Annotated in this window: 13 protein-coding genes and 1 riboswitch; of the genes, 12 read left to right on the plus strand and 1 reads right to left on the minus strand. The window is 39.8% G+C overall.

Features of this window, described 5'->3' with window-relative positions; translation table 11 throughout:
• Positions 1-403 precede the first annotated feature (403 nt).
• A riboswitch (cyclic di-GMP riboswitch) is annotated at positions 404-495 on the plus strand.
• A gap of 145 nt (positions 496-640) precedes the next feature.
• From CVD23_RS21110 to CVD23_RS21125, 4 genes are all read left to right on the plus strand, one after another.
• Entirely contained in the window at positions 641-2,326 is a 1,686-nt protein-coding gene (locus CVD23_RS21110) for a methyl-accepting chemotaxis protein (RefSeq protein WP_180955752.1), read from the plus strand.
• A gap of 846 nt (positions 2,327-3,172) precedes the next feature.
• On the plus strand, positions 3,173-3,358 hold the full coding sequence (locus tag CVD23_RS22945; RefSeq protein WP_101667072.1) for a KTSC domain-containing protein: 186 nt from the start codon (positions 3,173-3,175) through the stop codon (positions 3,356-3,358).
• A 173-nt stretch (positions 3,359-3,531) separates the two neighbouring features.
• Complete coding sequence (locus CVD23_RS21120; protein ID WP_101667073.1) at positions 3,532-4,755, plus strand: benzoate/H(+) symporter BenE family transporter; 1,224 nt, start codon at positions 3,532-3,534, stop codon at positions 4,753-4,755.
• A gap of 71 nt (positions 4,756-4,826) precedes the next feature.
• Entirely contained in the window at positions 4,827-5,765 is a 939-nt protein-coding gene (locus tag CVD23_RS21125; protein WP_180955753.1) for a Gfo/Idh/MocA family protein, read from the plus strand.
• A gap of 72 nt (positions 5,766-5,837) precedes the next feature.
• On the opposite strand, the gene CVD23_RS21130 is transcribed toward CVD23_RS21125, so the two are convergent.
• Complete coding sequence (locus tag CVD23_RS21130) at positions 5,838-6,854, minus strand: LacI family DNA-binding transcriptional regulator (RefSeq protein ID WP_101667075.1); 1,017 nt, start codon at positions 6,852-6,854, stop codon at positions 5,838-5,840.
• 420 nt (positions 6,855-7,274) lie between these two features.
• Between CVD23_RS21130 and CVD23_RS21135 the strand changes: the two genes are divergently transcribed.
• The 8 genes from CVD23_RS21135 (at position 7,275) to CVD23_RS21170 (ending at position 17,542) form a co-directional block, all read left to right on the plus strand.
• A complete protein-coding gene (locus tag CVD23_RS21135) occupies positions 7,275-8,972 on the plus strand; it encodes an alpha-amylase family glycosyl hydrolase (RefSeq protein ID WP_101667076.1) in 1,698 nt (565 codons plus the stop codon).
• Positions 8,969-10,273 carry an ABC transporter substrate-binding protein gene (locus CVD23_RS21140; RefSeq protein ID WP_101667077.1) on the plus strand — a complete coding sequence of 435 codons (1,305 nt, stop codon included), beginning with the start codon at positions 8,969-8,971 and terminating at the stop codon, positions 10,271-10,273. The genes CVD23_RS21135 and CVD23_RS21140 overlap by 4 nt, the downstream gene beginning before the upstream one ends.
• A gap of 208 nt (positions 10,274-10,481) precedes the next feature.
• Positions 10,482-11,366 carry a carbohydrate ABC transporter permease gene (locus CVD23_RS21145; protein ID WP_180955754.1) on the plus strand — a complete coding sequence of 295 codons (885 nt, stop codon included), beginning with the start codon at positions 10,482-10,484 and terminating at the stop codon, positions 11,364-11,366.
• A complete protein-coding gene (locus CVD23_RS21150) occupies positions 11,359-12,207 on the plus strand; it encodes a carbohydrate ABC transporter permease (RefSeq protein ID WP_374702654.1) in 849 nt (282 codons plus the stop codon). The genes CVD23_RS21145 and CVD23_RS21150 overlap by 8 nt, the downstream gene beginning before the upstream one ends.
• Positions 12,208-12,240: 33 nt before the next feature.
• Positions 12,241-13,296, plus strand: coding sequence for a zinc-dependent alcohol dehydrogenase (locus CVD23_RS21155; RefSeq protein ID WP_101667079.1), 1,056 nt, complete (start codon positions 12,241-12,243; stop codon positions 13,294-13,296).
• 127 nt (positions 13,297-13,423) lie between these two features.
• The gene (locus CVD23_RS21160) at positions 13,424-14,218 is read left to right on the plus strand and encodes a sugar phosphate isomerase/epimerase family protein (RefSeq protein ID WP_101667080.1); all 795 of its coding nucleotides are present in this window, start codon (positions 13,424-13,426) and stop codon (positions 14,216-14,218) included.
• 25 nt (positions 14,219-14,243) lie between these two features.
• Positions 14,244-15,272 (plus strand): Gfo/Idh/MocA family protein, encoded by a 1,029-nt coding sequence (locus tag CVD23_RS21165; protein ID WP_101667095.1) that lies wholly within the window; start codon positions 14,244-14,246, stop codon positions 15,270-15,272.
• Entirely contained in the window at positions 15,269-17,542 is a 2,274-nt protein-coding gene (locus CVD23_RS21170) for a glycoside hydrolase family 65 protein (RefSeq protein WP_101667081.1), read from the plus strand. The genes CVD23_RS21165 and CVD23_RS21170 overlap by 4 nt, the downstream gene beginning before the upstream one ends.
• Positions 17,543-17,582: the final 40 nt, after the last annotated feature.

Genomic DNA, 17,582 nt, shown 5'->3' on the forward strand with positions numbered 1-17,582 from the left:
AAAATTAGCGAAGATTTAGAGTCTTTTTAATATTAAAATTTAATTAATGCAACACTAGTGATATATTATATTATCTGAATATTACGAAACAAATATTTAGACTCCTGAAGCAAAAAAATTTAGATGAGAGGAATTTACCCTCTTATGCTAGGGTTATAGTTTTTTATGTTTCGGGTGGCGACTTCCTTCCGTAAGAATTTGAAGCCATTCAATAATTAGAAAACAAACGCAAAGTGGAAAGGGCTACTTCAACAAAATCTTAAAAAATAGTGAGGTTATTTAATAATAGGAGATTAAAAGAGTTCCTGAAATATTGTAAATTTTTGCAGAATTCTGTTGATATTTTATTCCGATTTTATTACCATAGAACCATATAGTAAATATAGGTAAAATTTCCTGTTTAAAACGATAAAGGCAAAGTCATCGAAAGGTGAGGGCGCAAAGCCATGGGTCTGTCGTTCAGAAATATTGAACTATGATCGCCAGGTTGCCGAATAGCGCTGTAAAAGGCATGGGCTATTCCAGCTTACCTGGGGATTCCCATGCCTTTTTTGAGGATTGTGTTTCTAAATTGCTGAAAGGCAATTAAATATAAAACAGAATTTGAAAAAACAGAAATTTGATGATGAGGGGTTTTGAAATGAAATTTACCATTGGGAAAAAGTTGCTTGGTGGATTCCTGAGCGTGGCGGTACTTCTTGGTATTATTAGTTTTATAGCTTATTACAATATTGAAAAGATTAACGATTCTTACTCTGATCTAGTTAATCGCCGCGCCGTTATTTTATCCAATGTAAAGGATATGCAAAACAGTGCTTCCCGGCAGATCGGCGGTTTGCGAGGGGTGTTGCTTGAGGAGGATGGATCAGAAAAGAATTTAGCGGAATCTATTGGTGACCTGAATCAAAAAATCGAAGCCACAAGCAAACTGGTCCAACGTAAAGAAGACAAGGATGCATTAGAAAAGCTTGCCTCTTTAAATAAAGAGTTTAAAGCAAAGTCAAACGAGGTCATCACCTTAATGATCACAAATGAGGATGATGCCAAAGAACTGGCTACTGAACAATTGATCCCGCTGAGCAGGGAAATAAGAGACTTGGGAGATAAAATTGTAAAAGATCAAGAAAAGTTCATGACAGAGGGAAGTAAGACAAACTCTGAAATGGTTGGCCATGTGATGACAACAGTTGTTATTTTAAGCATAGTTGGATTTATTCTGGCCATTGTAATTGGAATATTTATTACCAGAATGATTACAAAACCAATTTTATCATTGGAGGCAGTGGCAGGAAAAATTGCTGCAGGCGATTTAACACAGGATGACATCAAGGTGAAATATCGGGACGAGATCGGCAATTTAACCGACTCCTTTAACCAAATGAAGAGGAACTTGAGCCAATTGATCAGGCAAGTAAGTGTCAATACTGAACAGGTTGCAGCAACTGCAGAAGAGTTGTCTGCCAGTGCTGAACAAACGAGCAAGGCAACAGAACAAATTTCGTCAGCGATCCAAGAGGTGGCATTGGGTTCAGAAAGACAAGTCTCCAGTGCTTCGGGAGCCACTCAAGCGGCCAATGACATCTCAATGGGAATGAAGCAGACTGCTTCATCTTTACAAACTGTGACAGAATTAACGGCGGCTGCTAATGATAAAGTCAATGAAGGAAACAAAGTTGTTAGTCAAACTGTTGAACAAATCAATCTTGTCCAGCATTCTGTCAGTGAATCGGCTGAAGTTGTAAATGCTCTTGGTGAAAAGTCCGGCGAAATTGGCCAGATCGTCCAATTAATTACCGAGATTGCCAATCAAACCAACCTCCTTGCTTTAAACGCTGCGATTGAAGCCGCACGTGCAGGTGAACATGGACGAGGCTTCGCTGTCGTTGCCGATGAAGTCCGGAAGTTAGCTGAACAGTCAGGCCAAGCAGCTGGTCAAATTCGTGAACTCATTGAAGAAATCCAAACAGAAGCAGAAAAAGCCGTTCAATCAATGAATGATGGAACAGCCGTAGTCCATGAAGGCATTAGTATGGTTCATCAGACAGGTGAAGTGTTTAAGGACATATTAAAAGCAATAGCACAGGTGGCAAGTGAATCTAAACAGGTTGCAGCTATAGTGGAAGAAGTAAATTTGAGTTCACAAGATATGGTTTCCATGATGGAAGGTGTAGCATACGTTGCTGAACAATCCTCTGATAGTGCCCAGAACGTGGCTGCTTCAGCTGAAGAACAAAACGCTTCAATGGAGGAAGTATCATCTTCCGCCGAAGCTTTGAGTAAAATGGCGCAAGAATTGCAGGGCGTTATTGGGAAATTTAAGGCTTAATACAAAGAATCCTTGCCGGTTTCAAATCGGCGGGGATTTTTTGCTGAGATAAGAGGATGGTTAGGGGTTTCTCTGATTAGCGCCAGCGGAGTGGAAGCTCCTTCATGTTTATGGTTTCGCTTAAATAATTTCGGTTTTCGCTTAATTCTTGATTTTTTCGCTTAAATCGAAGGGATTTTCGCTTAATTCCTCCGAATTTGCGCTTAATTATTCTGCCCAGCTACCGTGATTAGTAAAATTGTGGTAATCAATAGAAAATCTTAGGTTTTTTTCTAACCTAAAACTAAATTGTGTAGCCGAATGTTTATTTTAAAATCAAATTATTCGTCTATATTTGATTATTTTTTTAAAAAGTAGGCAATACGAGGGGGTTTTTAGGTGTCTAAATTAAAAAAACTGCCGCAAGTAAATGCAGCAGTAAAAAAGGGTATTGGGGAATACTATCCTGCGTTATAGAAGCAGAGAAGTAATAGCATGGAAGTGGGAGAAGTGAACGGCTACTTCTTTGCTTCTATATGTGCTTTATATCCTCTAATTGAGAAACAAAACACATTTTTTGGTTAATGAAAAAATTGGAAAAGAATTATATTAAGGACTAGGGATATTTTTTGCTGAACTTGTCTGTGTGCAATGATGAAAGGATAATGTTAAATAAAGCATCTAAACAACATAAATCATTGAAAGCTCGAGCCATATTCTTGCTTGAGGTTTTTTGTTTAAAGATCTCTTTTAGAGAGGCTCGATAATCGGTTGAAGGTTTAATCAATTGTTGGGAATATTACTATTTATACTAATGAAAATTTAAGGAGAGGTTAACGTGAAACGTGACCTGTTCAATCAACGGCGATGAAAAGTGTTGGGTATGAAGTTGAAACACAGATTGTAGAAGTAGAATTCCCTGATGGGAATATTTACCGGTATTATCCTGTTCCTGAGAATATTTATAAAGAATTTATAACTGCAGATTCACTCGGAACGTTTCTCAATAAACATATTAAAACTCACTACGAATGTAGAAGGATTAATAAGTAAATTAGGTGCAGGTTTCTTTCCGATTTTTATAAAGTGCACTGGAAATGATGTATCTTTTTTAAAGAGGTTAAAAACTACTGTTTATTGTTTCTGCAAAAACTAAAAATCAAAACCGATTGACAAAACTTCACTCTTGTCTTAATTATTGAATTAATCAGACAGGAGTGAATCAGATGGGAATCCCAAACAAAAGTGAAGAAGGACAAGAAGACCTAATAAAACAAGTTAATAAAAATCATTTTTTGCAAGATATAACAGGTCAAAATATATCTTCAGGGCTCATTTCCAGCACGCTCGTCATGACAGGACCCGCAATCATTATTTTGCAAGCAGCCGCTTCGGGTGGTTTTACAGGTCAGCAAACGGTAAATTGGATGTTTGCTGTATATTTTTTTGGCGGCCTTTTTGGCATTGTTATGTCGTTATTGTTCAGGATTCCGATCACCGGCGGCCACTCGATTACCGGGGTGGCTTTTTTGGCGACGGTGACTTCCCATTTTACCTATTTACAGCTGATCGGCGGATATGTAATGTCCGGACTATTGATTTTTCTGATCGGCATGTCGGGACTATTTACAAAAATCATCAAATGGGTGCCAAAGGAAGTGATTGCAGCAATGCTTGCAGGGCTGGTCACCGGCTATGTTGTTCAATTGGTTCCTGCTACCAAGGATATGCCGCTGGTTGGTGGAGCAGCTTTGCTCAGTTTTTTTATTTGTACGAAATATAGTAAACGTCTTCCGCCCGTAATGGTGGCAGTTGCCGCAGCTTTCGTTGCTCTGTTCCTCACAGAAGATCTGACCAAGCCCGTTCAGGAAATGGCTTTTTTCTTACCTTCCATACAGACACCTGAATTCACATGGATGGGAATGCTGACGTTGGCTGTTCCTCTGGCGATGCTGATCCTGAGCAATGATGCAGCACCGGGTATCGGGGCGCTGGAAAGTTCACACTATGATCCACCAATCCGTAAAATTGTCTCCTTTAGTGGTATCTTTTCTATCCTGGCCGCTTTTACTGGAGGCCAAAGTGCCAACATCGCCGGGATGATGACGGCTATTTCCGCTGGTCCTGATTCCGGGCCGAGACCAAAACGGTATATGGCTGCCTTTATTTCAGGAATCGTTACTTTATTGTTTGGTGTTTTTGCCTGGAAGATTGTTCCGTTCATTCAGTCGCTGCCACAAGCATTTGTATCGATGCTGGCTGGATTTGCTCTCATAGGGGTTCTTCATTCCAGTCTGCAGCAGGGCTTTTCTGAAACCAGGTATCGTCTAAGTGCATTAGCTGCCTTTGTTACTACCCTCTCGAATGTATCCTTCTTGCATATAAGTGCTCCGGTATGGGCGCTAATCTTTGGTGCATTTATCGCGCGGACGGTTGAAAAACAGCCGTAACCGGGTTTCTGCGAGTCGGCAATTGGCAGATGGTTTGCAACTACAAAAAATATTTTAAAAGGGTGAGGAAGATGAACATAGGAGTAATTGGAATTGGGGATATTGCGAGAAAAGCCTACATTCCTCTATATGCCGAAAACTGGAACCATACATTTCATTTTCATACTCGAAAAAAGGAAACCTTGGAATTGGTACGGAGCAAATATGGTTTTTCAACTCATACTTCTCTTAGTTCATTGTTCCAGGAAAAATTAGACGGAGTGATGATTCATGCTGCCACCTCCGCGCATGAACAACTTATTTTCTCTTGTCTTGAGCAGGGTATTCCCGTATTTGTTGATAAACCAGTGACCGATTCTTTTTCCTCTACTCAAAGGCTCGTGAAAATAGCAGAAGAGAAAAAGATCCCTTTAATGGTTGGATTTAATCGGCGCTTCGTTCCTCTCTACCAACAGGCAAATTCAACAACAGAAGCAAATATGATCCTTCTGCAGAAAAATCGATATCACTTACCGGGTGAAGTGAAGAATTTTGTATACGATGATTTTATCCATGTGGTCGATACGCTTTTATATTTCTTGAATAGTGCTCCTGATAAATGGGAGGTTAAGGGTCAATGGGCTGGAAGTCAACTCTCTTCCATCATGCTGTCAGTTTCGAAAGGTAACCAACTGGCGGTCGGCATCATGAATCGGGATGCGGGTGTAAACGAAGAGGTGCTTGAAGTGATGAGCCCAACTAAAAAAACGATTGTAAGAAATTTATCAGAATACGTTGTACATGAGCAAAGAAATGAAACAAGGACTAGAACGAATGACTGGCAGACTATGCTGAACACTCGCGGATTTGAAGCAATGCTTAAGACCTTTTTTGATCATCTGGAAAACGATACACCTCTTCCATTAAGCTTAAACGATGTGCTTATTACGCATGAATTGTGTGAAATGATTGTTGATAAGCTTGTGGGGGACAATACAATTAACCAATTGCATGGACAAAGACATACTTAACGTAATCAACAAACAAAAGAGCGTGAGAATCCCCCCTTCACGCTTTTTTTCAGCGGTTTATATTTTGGCCGATTATAAAAGTTTAGCTACGGAGTCTTGAAAAATTCTTTCTGTCGGAATAATTGTTTTAGTAAAAGTGTCGTTCTCTTCTTTAATTTTTGCAAAGAGAAGCCGGGTACCAACATCCCCAAGTTTTTTGAATGGAATTTCAATTCTGGATAGCGATGGAGATAGAAAAGATGAAATAACAGAATTACTGTAACCGACAATAGATAACTCATCCGGAATGGAAATTCCAGTTTCTGCTGCTGCTTTGTAAATACTCATGACCTTTAAATCATCGGTTGCAAAAACGGCTGAAGGTTGCTCTTTAGTAAGGAATAAACGTTTAGCAGATTCATAGGCGCTTTCAACTGTGTAACCACTTTCGATTATCCACTCGTTTCTCAGTGGTAATTTATTATCTCTTAAACAGTTTTTATAGCCTTCCAACCGGTCGATTGCAACATGATAATCAAGGGGAGAATGTAAACACGCTATATCACGGTGCCCATTATCTATTAAATACTGTGTTAAATCATAACTATCCTGATAGTTGTCCGTGTCCACAGAAAAGATATTTTTATATTCACCATCTATTTTACCAATCACAACGATTGGAATGTTATAACCATCCAATTGTATAAAAAGATCCTCATTGGCTGGAGAACTTAACATGATAATCCCTTTGATCATTTTCTCTTTTATTTTTGAAATGCACTTTTCAAGTTCGTCTTTACTATTCTTTGAGGTTTGTAAAATAACATCAAAGTTTTCTTCCTCGGCTTTTGTTGAAATAGTGTGAATAATTTCCGAGAAAAAAGGGTTGTTTGCCGTTGTTTTTGTGGGTCGCGAAACGACCATAATAGCATCAAAACCGGAGGAAAGGGCTCGGGCCAGTTTACTCGGCTGGTAATTTAATTGCTTTATAGCGTCTAATACTCGTTCCCGGGCTTCTGCAGAAATATTACTTTGGTTATTTAACACCCGGGATACAGTGGACTTTGAAACTTTTGCGACACGAGCGATATCGTATATAGTATGAACCAATTTTCACCCTCCTCGAAAGCAGCTATTTGTGTATATTCTACAATAGTTAAATATCCTTCAATCTTAAACTTTTCAATACATTTTGGACAAAAATCAACAATATTGAATATCAATTAACCAACTAAATGAATCCGCTTGCAAAAATAGTGAAGTTCTAATCTGTCTGCGCGTTATTTTGGAAATCGACAATCTAGGATACATTATATGGATGAATTTCATCTGTAGCAATAAAAATTTTGGAACGATTAAAAAAGTTGATTTCACTATCACAAAATTAAAGATAATGTGTGTTGACAGAAAGCGCCTTCTATATTATATTTCATTTGTGGGAGCGGTACCATAAAATTGCTCGTGGGCGGTTCCAATTAAATATTAAGAGATTAACTTTAATTATGGGAGCGGTTCCAAAAGGAGGAGAATATGGGGAACATCAAAGACAGGCTGGCTATGATTTACGAGAATAAAGACATTGACAAAGTCTGGACCAGTCTGGAAAAACGAATGAATTCATCAAAAGAAAAACAGATAAAAGACAGAAAGCAAAAATGGGATGAGGAAGATGTTGTATTAATTACATATGCTGATCAGTTTCAGGAAAAAGATCAACCTACTCTGGCAACTTTCAAAAAAATGTTTGACCGCCATTTGGCAAATAATTTCGAGGTGGTTCATCTTCTTCCTTTCTATCCTTATTCTTCAGATGATGGCTTTTCTGTAATAGATTATAAGAAAGTCAATCCAATAGCTGGTGACTGGGAGGATATAGAGAATTTATCATTATCAACGAGATTGATGTTTGATTATGTGTGTAATCACATCTCAGCACAAAGCGAATGGTTTCAGGAATACTTAAAAGGCAACCAGGAATACCAAGACTTTTTCATCGAAATGGCCCCAACTATTGATTTGAGCGCAGTGACCAGGCCCAGAGCTACTCCTGTCCTAACAAAATTCTCATTGGCAGATGGATCAGATAAACATATTTGGACTACGTTTAGTGAAGACCAGATTGACTTGAATTTTAGGAACCCGCAAGTTTTGCTAAAGATGGTCGATGTTTTACTTTATTATGTCGAACAAGGAGCGGAATATATCCGCCTTGATGCAGTAGGATTTATGTGGAAAGAACCGGGAACTACCTGTATTCATCTTGAAAAAACACATCAATTAATAAAGCTTTTCCGGGATATTAGCGACGAAGTTTCTCAGGGTACTGCAATAATTACAGAAACGAATGTACCTCATAAAGATAATATTTCTTACTTTGGGAACGGACACGATGAAGCGCACATGGTTTATCAATTTCCGCTGCCGCCGCTCGTTCTTTACTCTATCAACCGCGGAAATGGCAGCGCTCTCACTGAGTGGGCAAAGAATCTTGGGCCAACGGGTGGTGATACAACATTTTTTAATTTCCTTGCTTCTCATGATGGAATCGGGGTTAACCCCATTCGCGGAATCATCCCGGAGAAAGATATCCTTGAGATGATCGAGGACTTGAAAGCAGAAGGGGCATTAGTGTCATATAAGAAAAATCCCGATGGAACTGAAAGTCCATACGAGATTAATGTGACATACTTGGATGCTTTAAATAAGAAGTCTGATGAAGATGAGATTCGCTTAAAAAGATTTTTAGTGGCTCATTCTATTCTGTTAGCATTGCCGGGAGTGCCAGCGGTTTATATTCAAAGTATGCTTGGTTCACGAAATGATTATGACGGTGTCGCAAAGACAGGCATGAACCGTTCTATCAACCGGCAAAAATATGATTTAAGTGAGATTGAGACCGAATTAATGAATCCAGATTCCTTAAGAAACAAAATATACACTCAGCTAAGCAAGATCATTCGAATTAGAAAAGCGGAACCACTCTTTAATCCGGATGTTTCGATGGAAGTATTGGATTTAGATGAAAAAGTTTTTGCTTTTAAAAGAAAGACAGAAAATGAAAGTCTGCTTGTTATTCATAATCTTACAAATGAAATAGTAGATTGTGAGATTTCTGGAAGGTTCACCAATCTCCTTACTGGAGAAGAAATAATCACAGATGAAGATATTAAATTGGATTCGTATCAGTTCCTTTGGTTAAAACCAATACGTCAGGAGGAAAAAAGATGAAATTTAAAAGTTTAAGCTTAGTATTGATTTTGGTGTTGAGTGTGGTACTGGCTGCATGCGGCAATGGAAGCAGCGGTGAAAGCGAGAATGGTCAAACGACAATCGAATTTATGCATTCATCCGTTGAGCAGGAACGTTTAGCAGTAATAGACAAACTGGTTGAGAAATTTGAAAAAGAAAACCCGGATGTTAAGATCAAACAGGTCGCAGTAGAGGAAGATAGCTATAATACCAAAATCGTTACATTGGCGAGTTCCGGCAAGCTCCCGGCAGTAATCGAAGTGGGTCAGGACTACGCGAAAGTAATGGATAAGGACGAATTGATTGACCAGGATTCAGTCAAGGCAATCATTGATGAAGTTGGTTCCGATAAATATTATGAAGGCGCTTTAAGGCTTGTTAAAACGGAAGATGGCAAAAGCTATACCGGTGTTCCAATCAGCGGTTGGGTCCAGGGAATTTGGTACAACAAAGAAATGCTTGCATCAAAAGACTTTGGTGAGCCAGAAAATTGGGATCAAGTTTTAGAAATAGCAAAAGCTTTCACGGATACTGCAAACAAAAAGTATGGAATTGCCTTGCCGACAGTAGAAGGAGTATTCTCTGAACAAGCTTTCTCACAATTTGCTTTATCAAACAATGCAAATATTTTGGACAGCAAAGGTGAACTGTCTATAAACACACCAGAGATGAAAGAATCTCTATCTTTCTATAAAGAATTGGCTGGATACACGATGCCTGGTTCTAATGATACAACTGAGATTAAAGATGCTTTTATGAATGGAACAGTGCCAATGGCTGTTTATTCCACTTATATTCTTCCTTCTGTTTTTGAAGAAGGAAACGCTGAAAATATTGGTTTTGCAGTGCCAACCGAGAAAACAAAGGCTGTTTTTGGAACAGTCTCTGCGTTGACAATTTCTTCTGGATTAGAAGACCAGCAAAAAGAAGCTGCCGAGAAATTTGTTACTTTCATGTCCCAGGCTGAAAACACAACAGAGTGGGTATTAATGTCCCCGGGTGGAGCTCAGCCAGTAAATAAAGAAGTTCCTGAAAACCCTGAATATCAGGCAAATGAAGTCATTAAGGCATTTGGTGACCTATCAACAGAAATCGCGGCATCCTTTGAGGATATCCAGGTGTTTGGTTTAGTAGACGGTAAAAGCTTCTTGAAAATGGGAGATATCACAAGCTCAGGTGCGATTCCCGTGATGATCAACAGCGTAACCGTTGGACAAAAAGATGTTGATAGTGAAATTAAAAACGCAGAAAAATTAATTAAAGAAACCTTAGAAAAATAAAAAGGAAGGGGTATTCCATATGGCAATGCCCCTTTCCATCAAAAAAATATTGGTCACTCCAGTGATATATTTTGTAACTCAATTGATATAGGGCAGAGTGTTTAAATGATTGCTGAACATCAAATTGCTCATTTGTTAACAAAGTGATTGTTGCTGTCTCTGGATCATGAATTAGCCTGCATTTTGATTACTAAACAGGGGGGGTTCCATGAAAGTCATAAAACGGCGGGAGAAAACAGATCTTAAACTGGCAATGGTCTTGCTGTTTCCGAGTATCTTTTTACTCTTATTATTAGTTGCTTATCCAATGATCTTCAATATTCAGATCAGCTTCTTTGACCAACCGATCAATCCAAGGTTGAGTGCAACTTTTGTTGGCTTGGAGAACTATATTGATATCCTTACAGATGGTGAATTCTTTAAATCGCTGGGAATCACTGTTTTATATATGGTCCTGGCAGTGGCGGGGAGTACGGTATTAGGATTGGCAGTTGCTATTTTCTTTAATCGTCCATTCAGGTTTCGCAAAACGGCCCGTTCTTTAATTATCTTATCCTATGTGACACCTTCCATCTCATTGGTTTTTGCATGGAAGTATATGTTTAATAATGGCTACGGTGTCGTCAACTATATTGGTGGGGATCTCTTACATTTATTTGAGAAAGCGCCACTTTGGTTTGACAATCCGGTCAGCAGTTTTTTCCTTGTAGTGTTGTTTGCGATTTGGAGGTATTTCCCATATGCGTTCATCTCCTTTCTGGCGATCTTGCAGACGATTGATTCGACTTTGTACGAAGCTGCGGAAATTGACGGTGCATCTGCATGGGATAAATATAGAATCGTAACGCTGCCAGCGATTATGCCAGTTTTGATCACGGTTGTAACATTACGTTCCATATGGCTGTTCTATATGTTCACAGACGTGTTCCTTCTTACCAATAAAGTGGACATTCTTGGTATCTATTTATATAAAACTGCTTTTGCATTCAACGATTTGGGCAAAGCAGCATCCATTTCTATGATTCTATTTATTATTCTGTTTGTTGTTATTATTGCATCAAGAAAGCGGGTGAATATAAATGGCAATGGCTAGCAGCAGAAAGAGCAAAGGAATAAAGAAGGCTTCATTTTACATCACATTATTGAGTCTTTTGTGTGTAAGCCTATTTCCATTTTTCATTATGCTGATGACATCCTTCAAATCTTCAAAGGAAGCCGTTTCTACGAACCCGACGTTCTTCCCTCAAGATTGGACATTTCAGCATTATGTCGATATTTTTAATCCGGTAATATTTCCTTACATGTCCTATTTTAAAAATAGCTTAACCGTTGCCCTTACCGCTGCAGGACTATCAGTATTAATCGGGATTTTTGGAGCGTACGCTCTCTCGAAGCTCAAGTTTATGGGGAGAACCACGATTAACGCCAGCTTTTATACGGTCTATATGTTTTCGGGCATCCTGCTTGTCGTGCCGTTATTCAAAATTATCTCTGGACTCGGTTTATATGATACGCGAACATCGTTAATCATTACGATGATTGTCCAGACCCTGCCAACCGCAATTTTTATGCTGAAAAGTTATTTTGATACGATTCCGGATGACCTGGAGGAAGCGGCCATGATTGATGGGTTAAACCGTGTCCAAATCATTTTTTATATTGTTATACCATTATCGATTTCCGGGATTATATCGGTATTTGTTTATGCCTTTATGGTTGCATGGAATGATTATTTGTTTGCATCGATCTTCTTATCTGATTCTGCTAATTTCACATTACCAATTGGTTTAAACGCATTGTTCAGTACCCCGGACTACGTATGGGGACGGATGATGGCGGCATCGCTCGTTACAGCCTTGCCGGTTGTGATTATGTATGCGATATCCGAGCACTTTATTAAAGGGAATTTAACAGAAGGCGGAGTTAAAGGTTAACTTTTAAAATTAATAGAGAGGAAGTTATGACAGATGAAAAATTTAGTTGCGGTACAACCAAGAGAAGCTGCGTTGCTGGAATATGAAGATCGCTCCGTTAAACAGAATGAGGTAAAAATTAAAGTAGAATTTGCTTCGCCAAAACACGGTACCGAAGTTGTCGATTTCCGTGGACAAACTCCCTTTATCGATGAGGATTTTTCTGAGGAATGGAGAATGTTCATGCCGCGTGAAGAAGGGGCAGCAAGGGGAATTGTCTTTGGACAGTTCCAATTAGGAAATATGGTTGTTGGCAAGATTATTGAAGCTGGCAGCGAAGTGACCGAATATCAGGTTGGAGAAACGGTGTGCACTTATGGACCGATTATGGAAACAGTTATCGTCAATGCTGTAGATAATTATAAGTTGCGCAAAATGCCTGAGGGGGCCAAGTGGCAGAATGCTGTATGTTATGACCCGGCGCAGTTTGCGATGAGTGGCGTAAGGGATGCCAATGTCCGTGCTGGTGATTATGTAGTCGTTGTCGGACTGGGTGCGATTGGCCAAATCGCGATTCAGCTGGTGAAAAAGGCTGGTGCAAGTATTGTTGTCGGTGTCGACCCTCTTGAACGTCGCCGTGATATCGCTCTTCGTAATGGGGCAGATGCTTGTTTTGACCCGACATCGTGTGATGTTGGATATGAAGTGAAAAAGCTGACTAACAAAATCGGTGCAGATTCTATTATTGAAACTAGTGGAAATGCGGCCGCTCTTCAATCCTCATTAAGAGGGATTGCTTATGGAGGTATCATTTCCTACGTAGCTTTTGGCAAGCCTTTCCCTGCTGATGCATTGAATTTTGGACGTGAAGCGCATTTTAATAATGCAAAGATTGTATTCTCAAGGGCAGCAAGTGAACCAAATCCGGATTACCCGCGCTGGTCCCGCAAGCGCATTGAAAATACATGCTGGGAGATGTTAATGAACGGTTATCTTCATTGCGAAGATCTAATCGATCCAATCGTCACTTTTAAAGAAAGTGCTGAAGCATACATGGAGTATGTGGACCGGCACCCCGAGCTAAGTATTAAAATGGGCGTGCGGTTTTAATCAGTTAAATGAATAGGCTCATTCATTTCAAGAAAAAAGATATATAGTTTAGCAGTTGGTACACCAGTGAAAAGTTCAGAAAGAATAAGGGGGTGTGAAACTCCCTTCTTCATCAAGGAGGATGACAATGAAAATCGGTACTCAAAATCAACCCTTTTTCCCGGAAGATATAAAAGAAAAGTTTCGCTACTTAAAGAATGCCGGTTTTGAAGGCTTTGAAATTGATGGGAAATTACTGGTTGATCATTTAGATGAAGTTAAAGAAGCGATCGCTGAAACTGGACTGCCAGTCACAACCGCTTGCGGCGGATATAATGGCTGGATCGGTGACTTTATAGAAGAACGGCGCCTAAAGGGCCTGGAAGATATTAAGGAAATCTTAACCGCACTGAAGCAGGTAGGAGGAAAAGGAATTGTCGTTCCTGCAGCCTGGGGTATGTTTACATACCGCCTCCCACCAATGGCATCCCCGCGCAGCCAGGCTGGTGATTGGAAAGCGGTGAGTGAATCGCTTGTTTATTTAGATAGCATTGCAAAAGAAACAGAAACGACGATTTTTTTAGAGCCACTGAACAGATATCAGGATCATATGATCAACACTCTGGCAGACGCCCGGCGTTATATTGAGGAGAACACCCTTCGAAATGTGAAAATCATTGCAGATTTTTATCATATGAACATCGAAGAAGATAATCTTTCGCAAGCTTTGCACCAAAACCGGGATCTCATTGGGCATATTCATGTTGCAGACAATCATCGTTATCAACCCGGAAGTGGTTCGATTGATTTCCGAAAACATTTTAATCAATTAAAAAGCGATGGTTATGATGGCTATCTAGTGTTCGAATGCAGGATTCGGGGAAATGATCCCGAAGCTGAATACTTAAAAGCATTAAAACATTTACAGCAATGTTTAGTTTAAAGGTGGTAAGGATACCGTGTCCAAGATGAAAGTAGCTATTATCGGCGGAGGGCAGATAGCAGAGAAAGTTCACGTTTCTTACTATAAGTCGCGCGATGATATTGAAGTCGTGGCTGTAGTCAGTCGGAACGAAGAACGGGTAAGGAGCTTTGCCGAGCGAAATGGCATAGCACGGTATTATACTGATGCGGCTGCTATGTATCAAGCAGAAAACCCGGATATCGTAAGCGTCTGCACTCCTAACCACTTCCATTATGAAAATGTCATTCAGGCGCTGGAATACGGCTGCCATGTCTTATGTGAAAAACCCCCGGCGATTTCAGCCGATCAAGCGAAAAAAATGCAAGAAACAGCAGAAATAAATGGATGCGTTCTTGCCTATAATTTTCATCATCGTTTTGCCGAAGATGCTCTTGTCCTCAGAAATAAAGTGAAGGATGGGCTGCTTGGTGACGTTTATTATGTGAAAGCACAAGCATTAAGGCGGTCTGGAATACCAGGATGGGGGAATTTCACAAGCAAATCACTGCAGGGTGGAGGCCCCTTAATTGATATTGGCGTCCACATGCTCGATTCTGCATTATACGTGCTGGGTTTCCCAAAAGTACAAAAAGTTACGGCGAAAATGTTCCAGAAAATCGGGACAAAAAAGAGTGAAGGATCGTTTGGAAAATGGGATCCGGCTAAATACGAAGTAGAGGATTCTCTTTTTGCATTCATTGAAATGGAAGGTGGCATTCTGATGCAACTGGAGACGGCCTTTGCCTTGAATATAAAGGAATCTTCTGTTATGAATGTCGAGTTTTCAGGTGATCAGGCAGGAGCTACACTTTTTCCTGCACAGATTTATTCGGATGAGAAAGGAGAACTGGTTACGCATTTTAGCAGAGAAAACGCAGATCCAGATCGCCAGGTTAAAAGTATGGCAGCCTTTGTTGATCGTTGTTTAGGCAAGGACGTGATGCTGGTGGATGGAAAGCAGGGATATTTTATTCAGCAACTAGTAGAAGCGCTTTATAAATCTGCTGAAAAAGGTGAGAGTATATTTTTATGAAGCAAGAACAAGTCATTTATGAAAATCACTTCAGTCTCCATCACATAAATAAATATGCCAGTTTAATGGCATTAGGAAATGGCTATTTAGGTGTCCGTGCTGCACACGAAGAAGACTATGCCGAACAAACCCGCGGGATGTATGCAGCCGGCTTCTTTAATAAAGCTTCACAAAATGAACCGTCAGAGCTAGTGAATTTACCCGATATGGCAGGAATGCGGATTGAAATCGACGGAGAGATATTTTCACTATTGAATGGAGAAATTCTTTCTTATAAACGGATATTAAATCTTGTAAATGGGGAGTTAAAACGTGAAGTTTTATGGAAAAACAAAGCTGGTGCACGGTTCAGCTTAGTTTTTCAACGCTTTGTTGCAAAAAATAATTTGCATTTGCTGGCCTCAAAACTGACTGTAACTAGTTTAGATCGAAAGGCTAAATTAAAAATCGTTACAGGAATTAATGCACAACAAACAAACTTCGGGAAACAGCATCTTATTGAAGAAAAGCTGCGGGTATTTGAAGAAGAAGTGATGCAGGGAGTCTATAAAACGACTCAATCAGGACATATTGTTGCACTGGCGGCATCTTGTAGTTTCCCAGTGGAAAGCGATTTTTCTTTTGCGGCAAAAAACAGGCAATTGCAATTAACCATTAATCATGAGCTAACTTTAAATACACCGTTTGTTCTTGAAAAAATCGGCACGGTTTTCACTTCACTTGATCAGGGTGAAGCCGGGAAGGATCCTGAAGCTGCATGTGTAAACGAGTTAAGAAAATACACATCATGCGGGTATGATGTTTTACTCGACATGTCAGCCCTCCATTGGAATATATTTTGGAAAGAAAAACGTGTAAAGATCACATCGAGTCATGATTTTGATCAGGTTGCAATGGATTTTGCCCTGTATCATTTGGAAATCATGACACCTGCGCATGATGAACGTTTCAGTGTCGGTGCTAAAGGATTGACCGGAGAAGGCTATAAAGGGCATGTTTTCTGGGATACGGAAATATTTATCGCGCCTTTTCACCTCTTTACGAAACCCGAGACAGCAAAAAAACTGTTGCGGTACCGTTATATGCATTTAAAACAGGCAAAAGAAAAGGCTGCTCAAAATGGTTATCAAGGGGCTTTGTTCCCATGGGAAAGCGCTCTTTCAGGTGAAGAAGAAACACCTGAGTTTGCAGCCATTAATATTAGAACCGGCACTCGGCAAAAGGTTGCTTCTGCTTTAGCGGAACATCATATTGTTGCGGACATCGCTTATGCTGTAGTCCAGTACTATCAAGCTACCTTTGACGAAGAGTTTATGAAAGAAGAAGGGCTTGCCTTACTTAAAGAGACGTGCCGGTTTTGGATTAGCCGTGCAGAAGAAGATGGTGGAAAACTTTCGATAAAAGATGTAATCGGTCCTGATGAATATACGGAACATATTGATAACAACGCCTATACAAATTATATGGCACACTACAATGTGGAACAGGCTCTTTATTTTATGAATAAGTATGGGGATTCTGATCAGTTACTTGCGGATGAGGGCCGTCAGTTTCTTACCCGCCTGTATTTGCCGCAGCCGAACGAAAACAAGATTATTCCCCAGGATGATACATTTTTGAGCAAACCTGAGATTGATCTGTCCGTGTATAAGGAAAAGCAGGGTAACCAGGCGATTTTACTGGATTACTCCCGCCAGGAAGTAAATGAAATGCAAATTCTTAAACAAGCGGATGTCATCATGCTGTTATATCTTTTGCCGGAGCTGTTTCAGAACAATGTTGCAACCGAAAATCTGTACTATTACGAGGAACACACCATACACGATTCGTCATTAAGTAAAGCAATTCATGCAATTGTTGCTGCACGTTGCGGCGATATTGATGTGGCTTACCGTTTCTTTCAGGAAGCTTGTTTAATAGATTTGGGCCCGAATCCTCATTCTTCGGACGAGGGAATTCACGCTGCATCCCTGGGTGCCGTATGGCTGACTGCCATTTTTGGATTTGCAAATATATCATGGAATGATAAACATTTATCGTTAAATCCTAAATTGCCAGCAAACTGGTCTGAACTTGCTTTTCCTCTATATTGGCAAGGTGTCCGTTTAGAGATTGTGTTAACCCATCAACAAATCGTGATAACGAATCCTTCCAAGCAAGATGTAATCGTAGAAATAAATGGAGTGGAATATCATTTATCAGAGAAAATTGAAGTCGAACTAGTAGTAGGAGAAGACAATGCAAGTTGTCATCGCACCCGATTCATTTAAGAAAATCTAGCTGCAGATTAAGTGGCGTAAGCGATTAAGC

The organism is Bacillus sp. V33-4, assembly GCF_002860225.1.
Taxonomy (GTDB): domain Bacteria; phylum Bacillota; class Bacilli; order Bacillales; family Cytobacillaceae; genus Bacillus_BJ; species Bacillus_BJ canaveralius.

What these genes read in the sequence shown, in the direction of transcription:
- CVD23_RS21155 (WP_101667079.1), top strand. Translation starts at nt 12,241, where the DNA reads ATGAAAAATTTAGTTGCGGTACAACCAAGAGAAGCTGCGTTGCTGGAA.
- CVD23_RS22945 (WP_101667072.1), top strand. Translation starts at nt 3,173, where the DNA reads ATGAAAAGTGTTGGGTATGAAGTTGAAACACAGATTGTAGAAGTAGAA.
- CVD23_RS21160 (WP_101667080.1), top strand. Translation starts at nt 13,424, where the DNA reads ATGAAAATCGGTACTCAAAATCAACCCTTTTTCCCGGAAGATATAAAA.
- CVD23_RS21140 (WP_101667077.1), top strand. Translation starts at nt 8,969, where the DNA reads ATGAAATTTAAAAGTTTAAGCTTAGTATTGATTTTGGTGTTGAGTGTG.
- CVD23_RS21110 (WP_180955752.1), top strand. Translation starts at nt 641, where the DNA reads ATGAAATTTACCATTGGGAAAAAGTTGCTTGGTGGATTCCTGAGCGTG.
- CVD23_RS21120 (WP_101667073.1), top strand. Translation starts at nt 3,532, where the DNA reads ATGGGAATCCCAAACAAAAGTGAAGAAGGACAAGAAGACCTAATAAAA.
- CVD23_RS21135 (WP_101667076.1), top strand. Translation starts at nt 7,275, where the DNA reads ATGGGGAACATCAAAGACAGGCTGGCTATGATTTACGAGAATAAAGAC.
- CVD23_RS21150 (WP_374702654.1), top strand. Translation starts at nt 11,359, where the DNA reads ATGGCTAGCAGCAGAAAGAGCAAAGGAATAAAGAAGGCTTCATTTTAC.
- CVD23_RS21145 (WP_180955754.1), top strand. Translation starts at nt 10,482, where the DNA reads ATGAAAGTCATAAAACGGCGGGAGAAAACAGATCTTAAACTGGCAATG.
- CVD23_RS21170 (WP_101667081.1), top strand. Translation starts at nt 15,269, where the DNA reads ATGAAGCAAGAACAAGTCATTTATGAAAATCACTTCAGTCTCCATCAC.
- CVD23_RS21125 (WP_180955753.1), top strand. Translation starts at nt 4,827, where the DNA reads ATGAACATAGGAGTAATTGGAATTGGGGATATTGCGAGAAAAGCCTAC.
- CVD23_RS21165 (WP_101667095.1), top strand. Translation starts at nt 14,244, where the DNA reads ATGAAAGTAGCTATTATCGGCGGAGGGCAGATAGCAGAGAAAGTTCAC.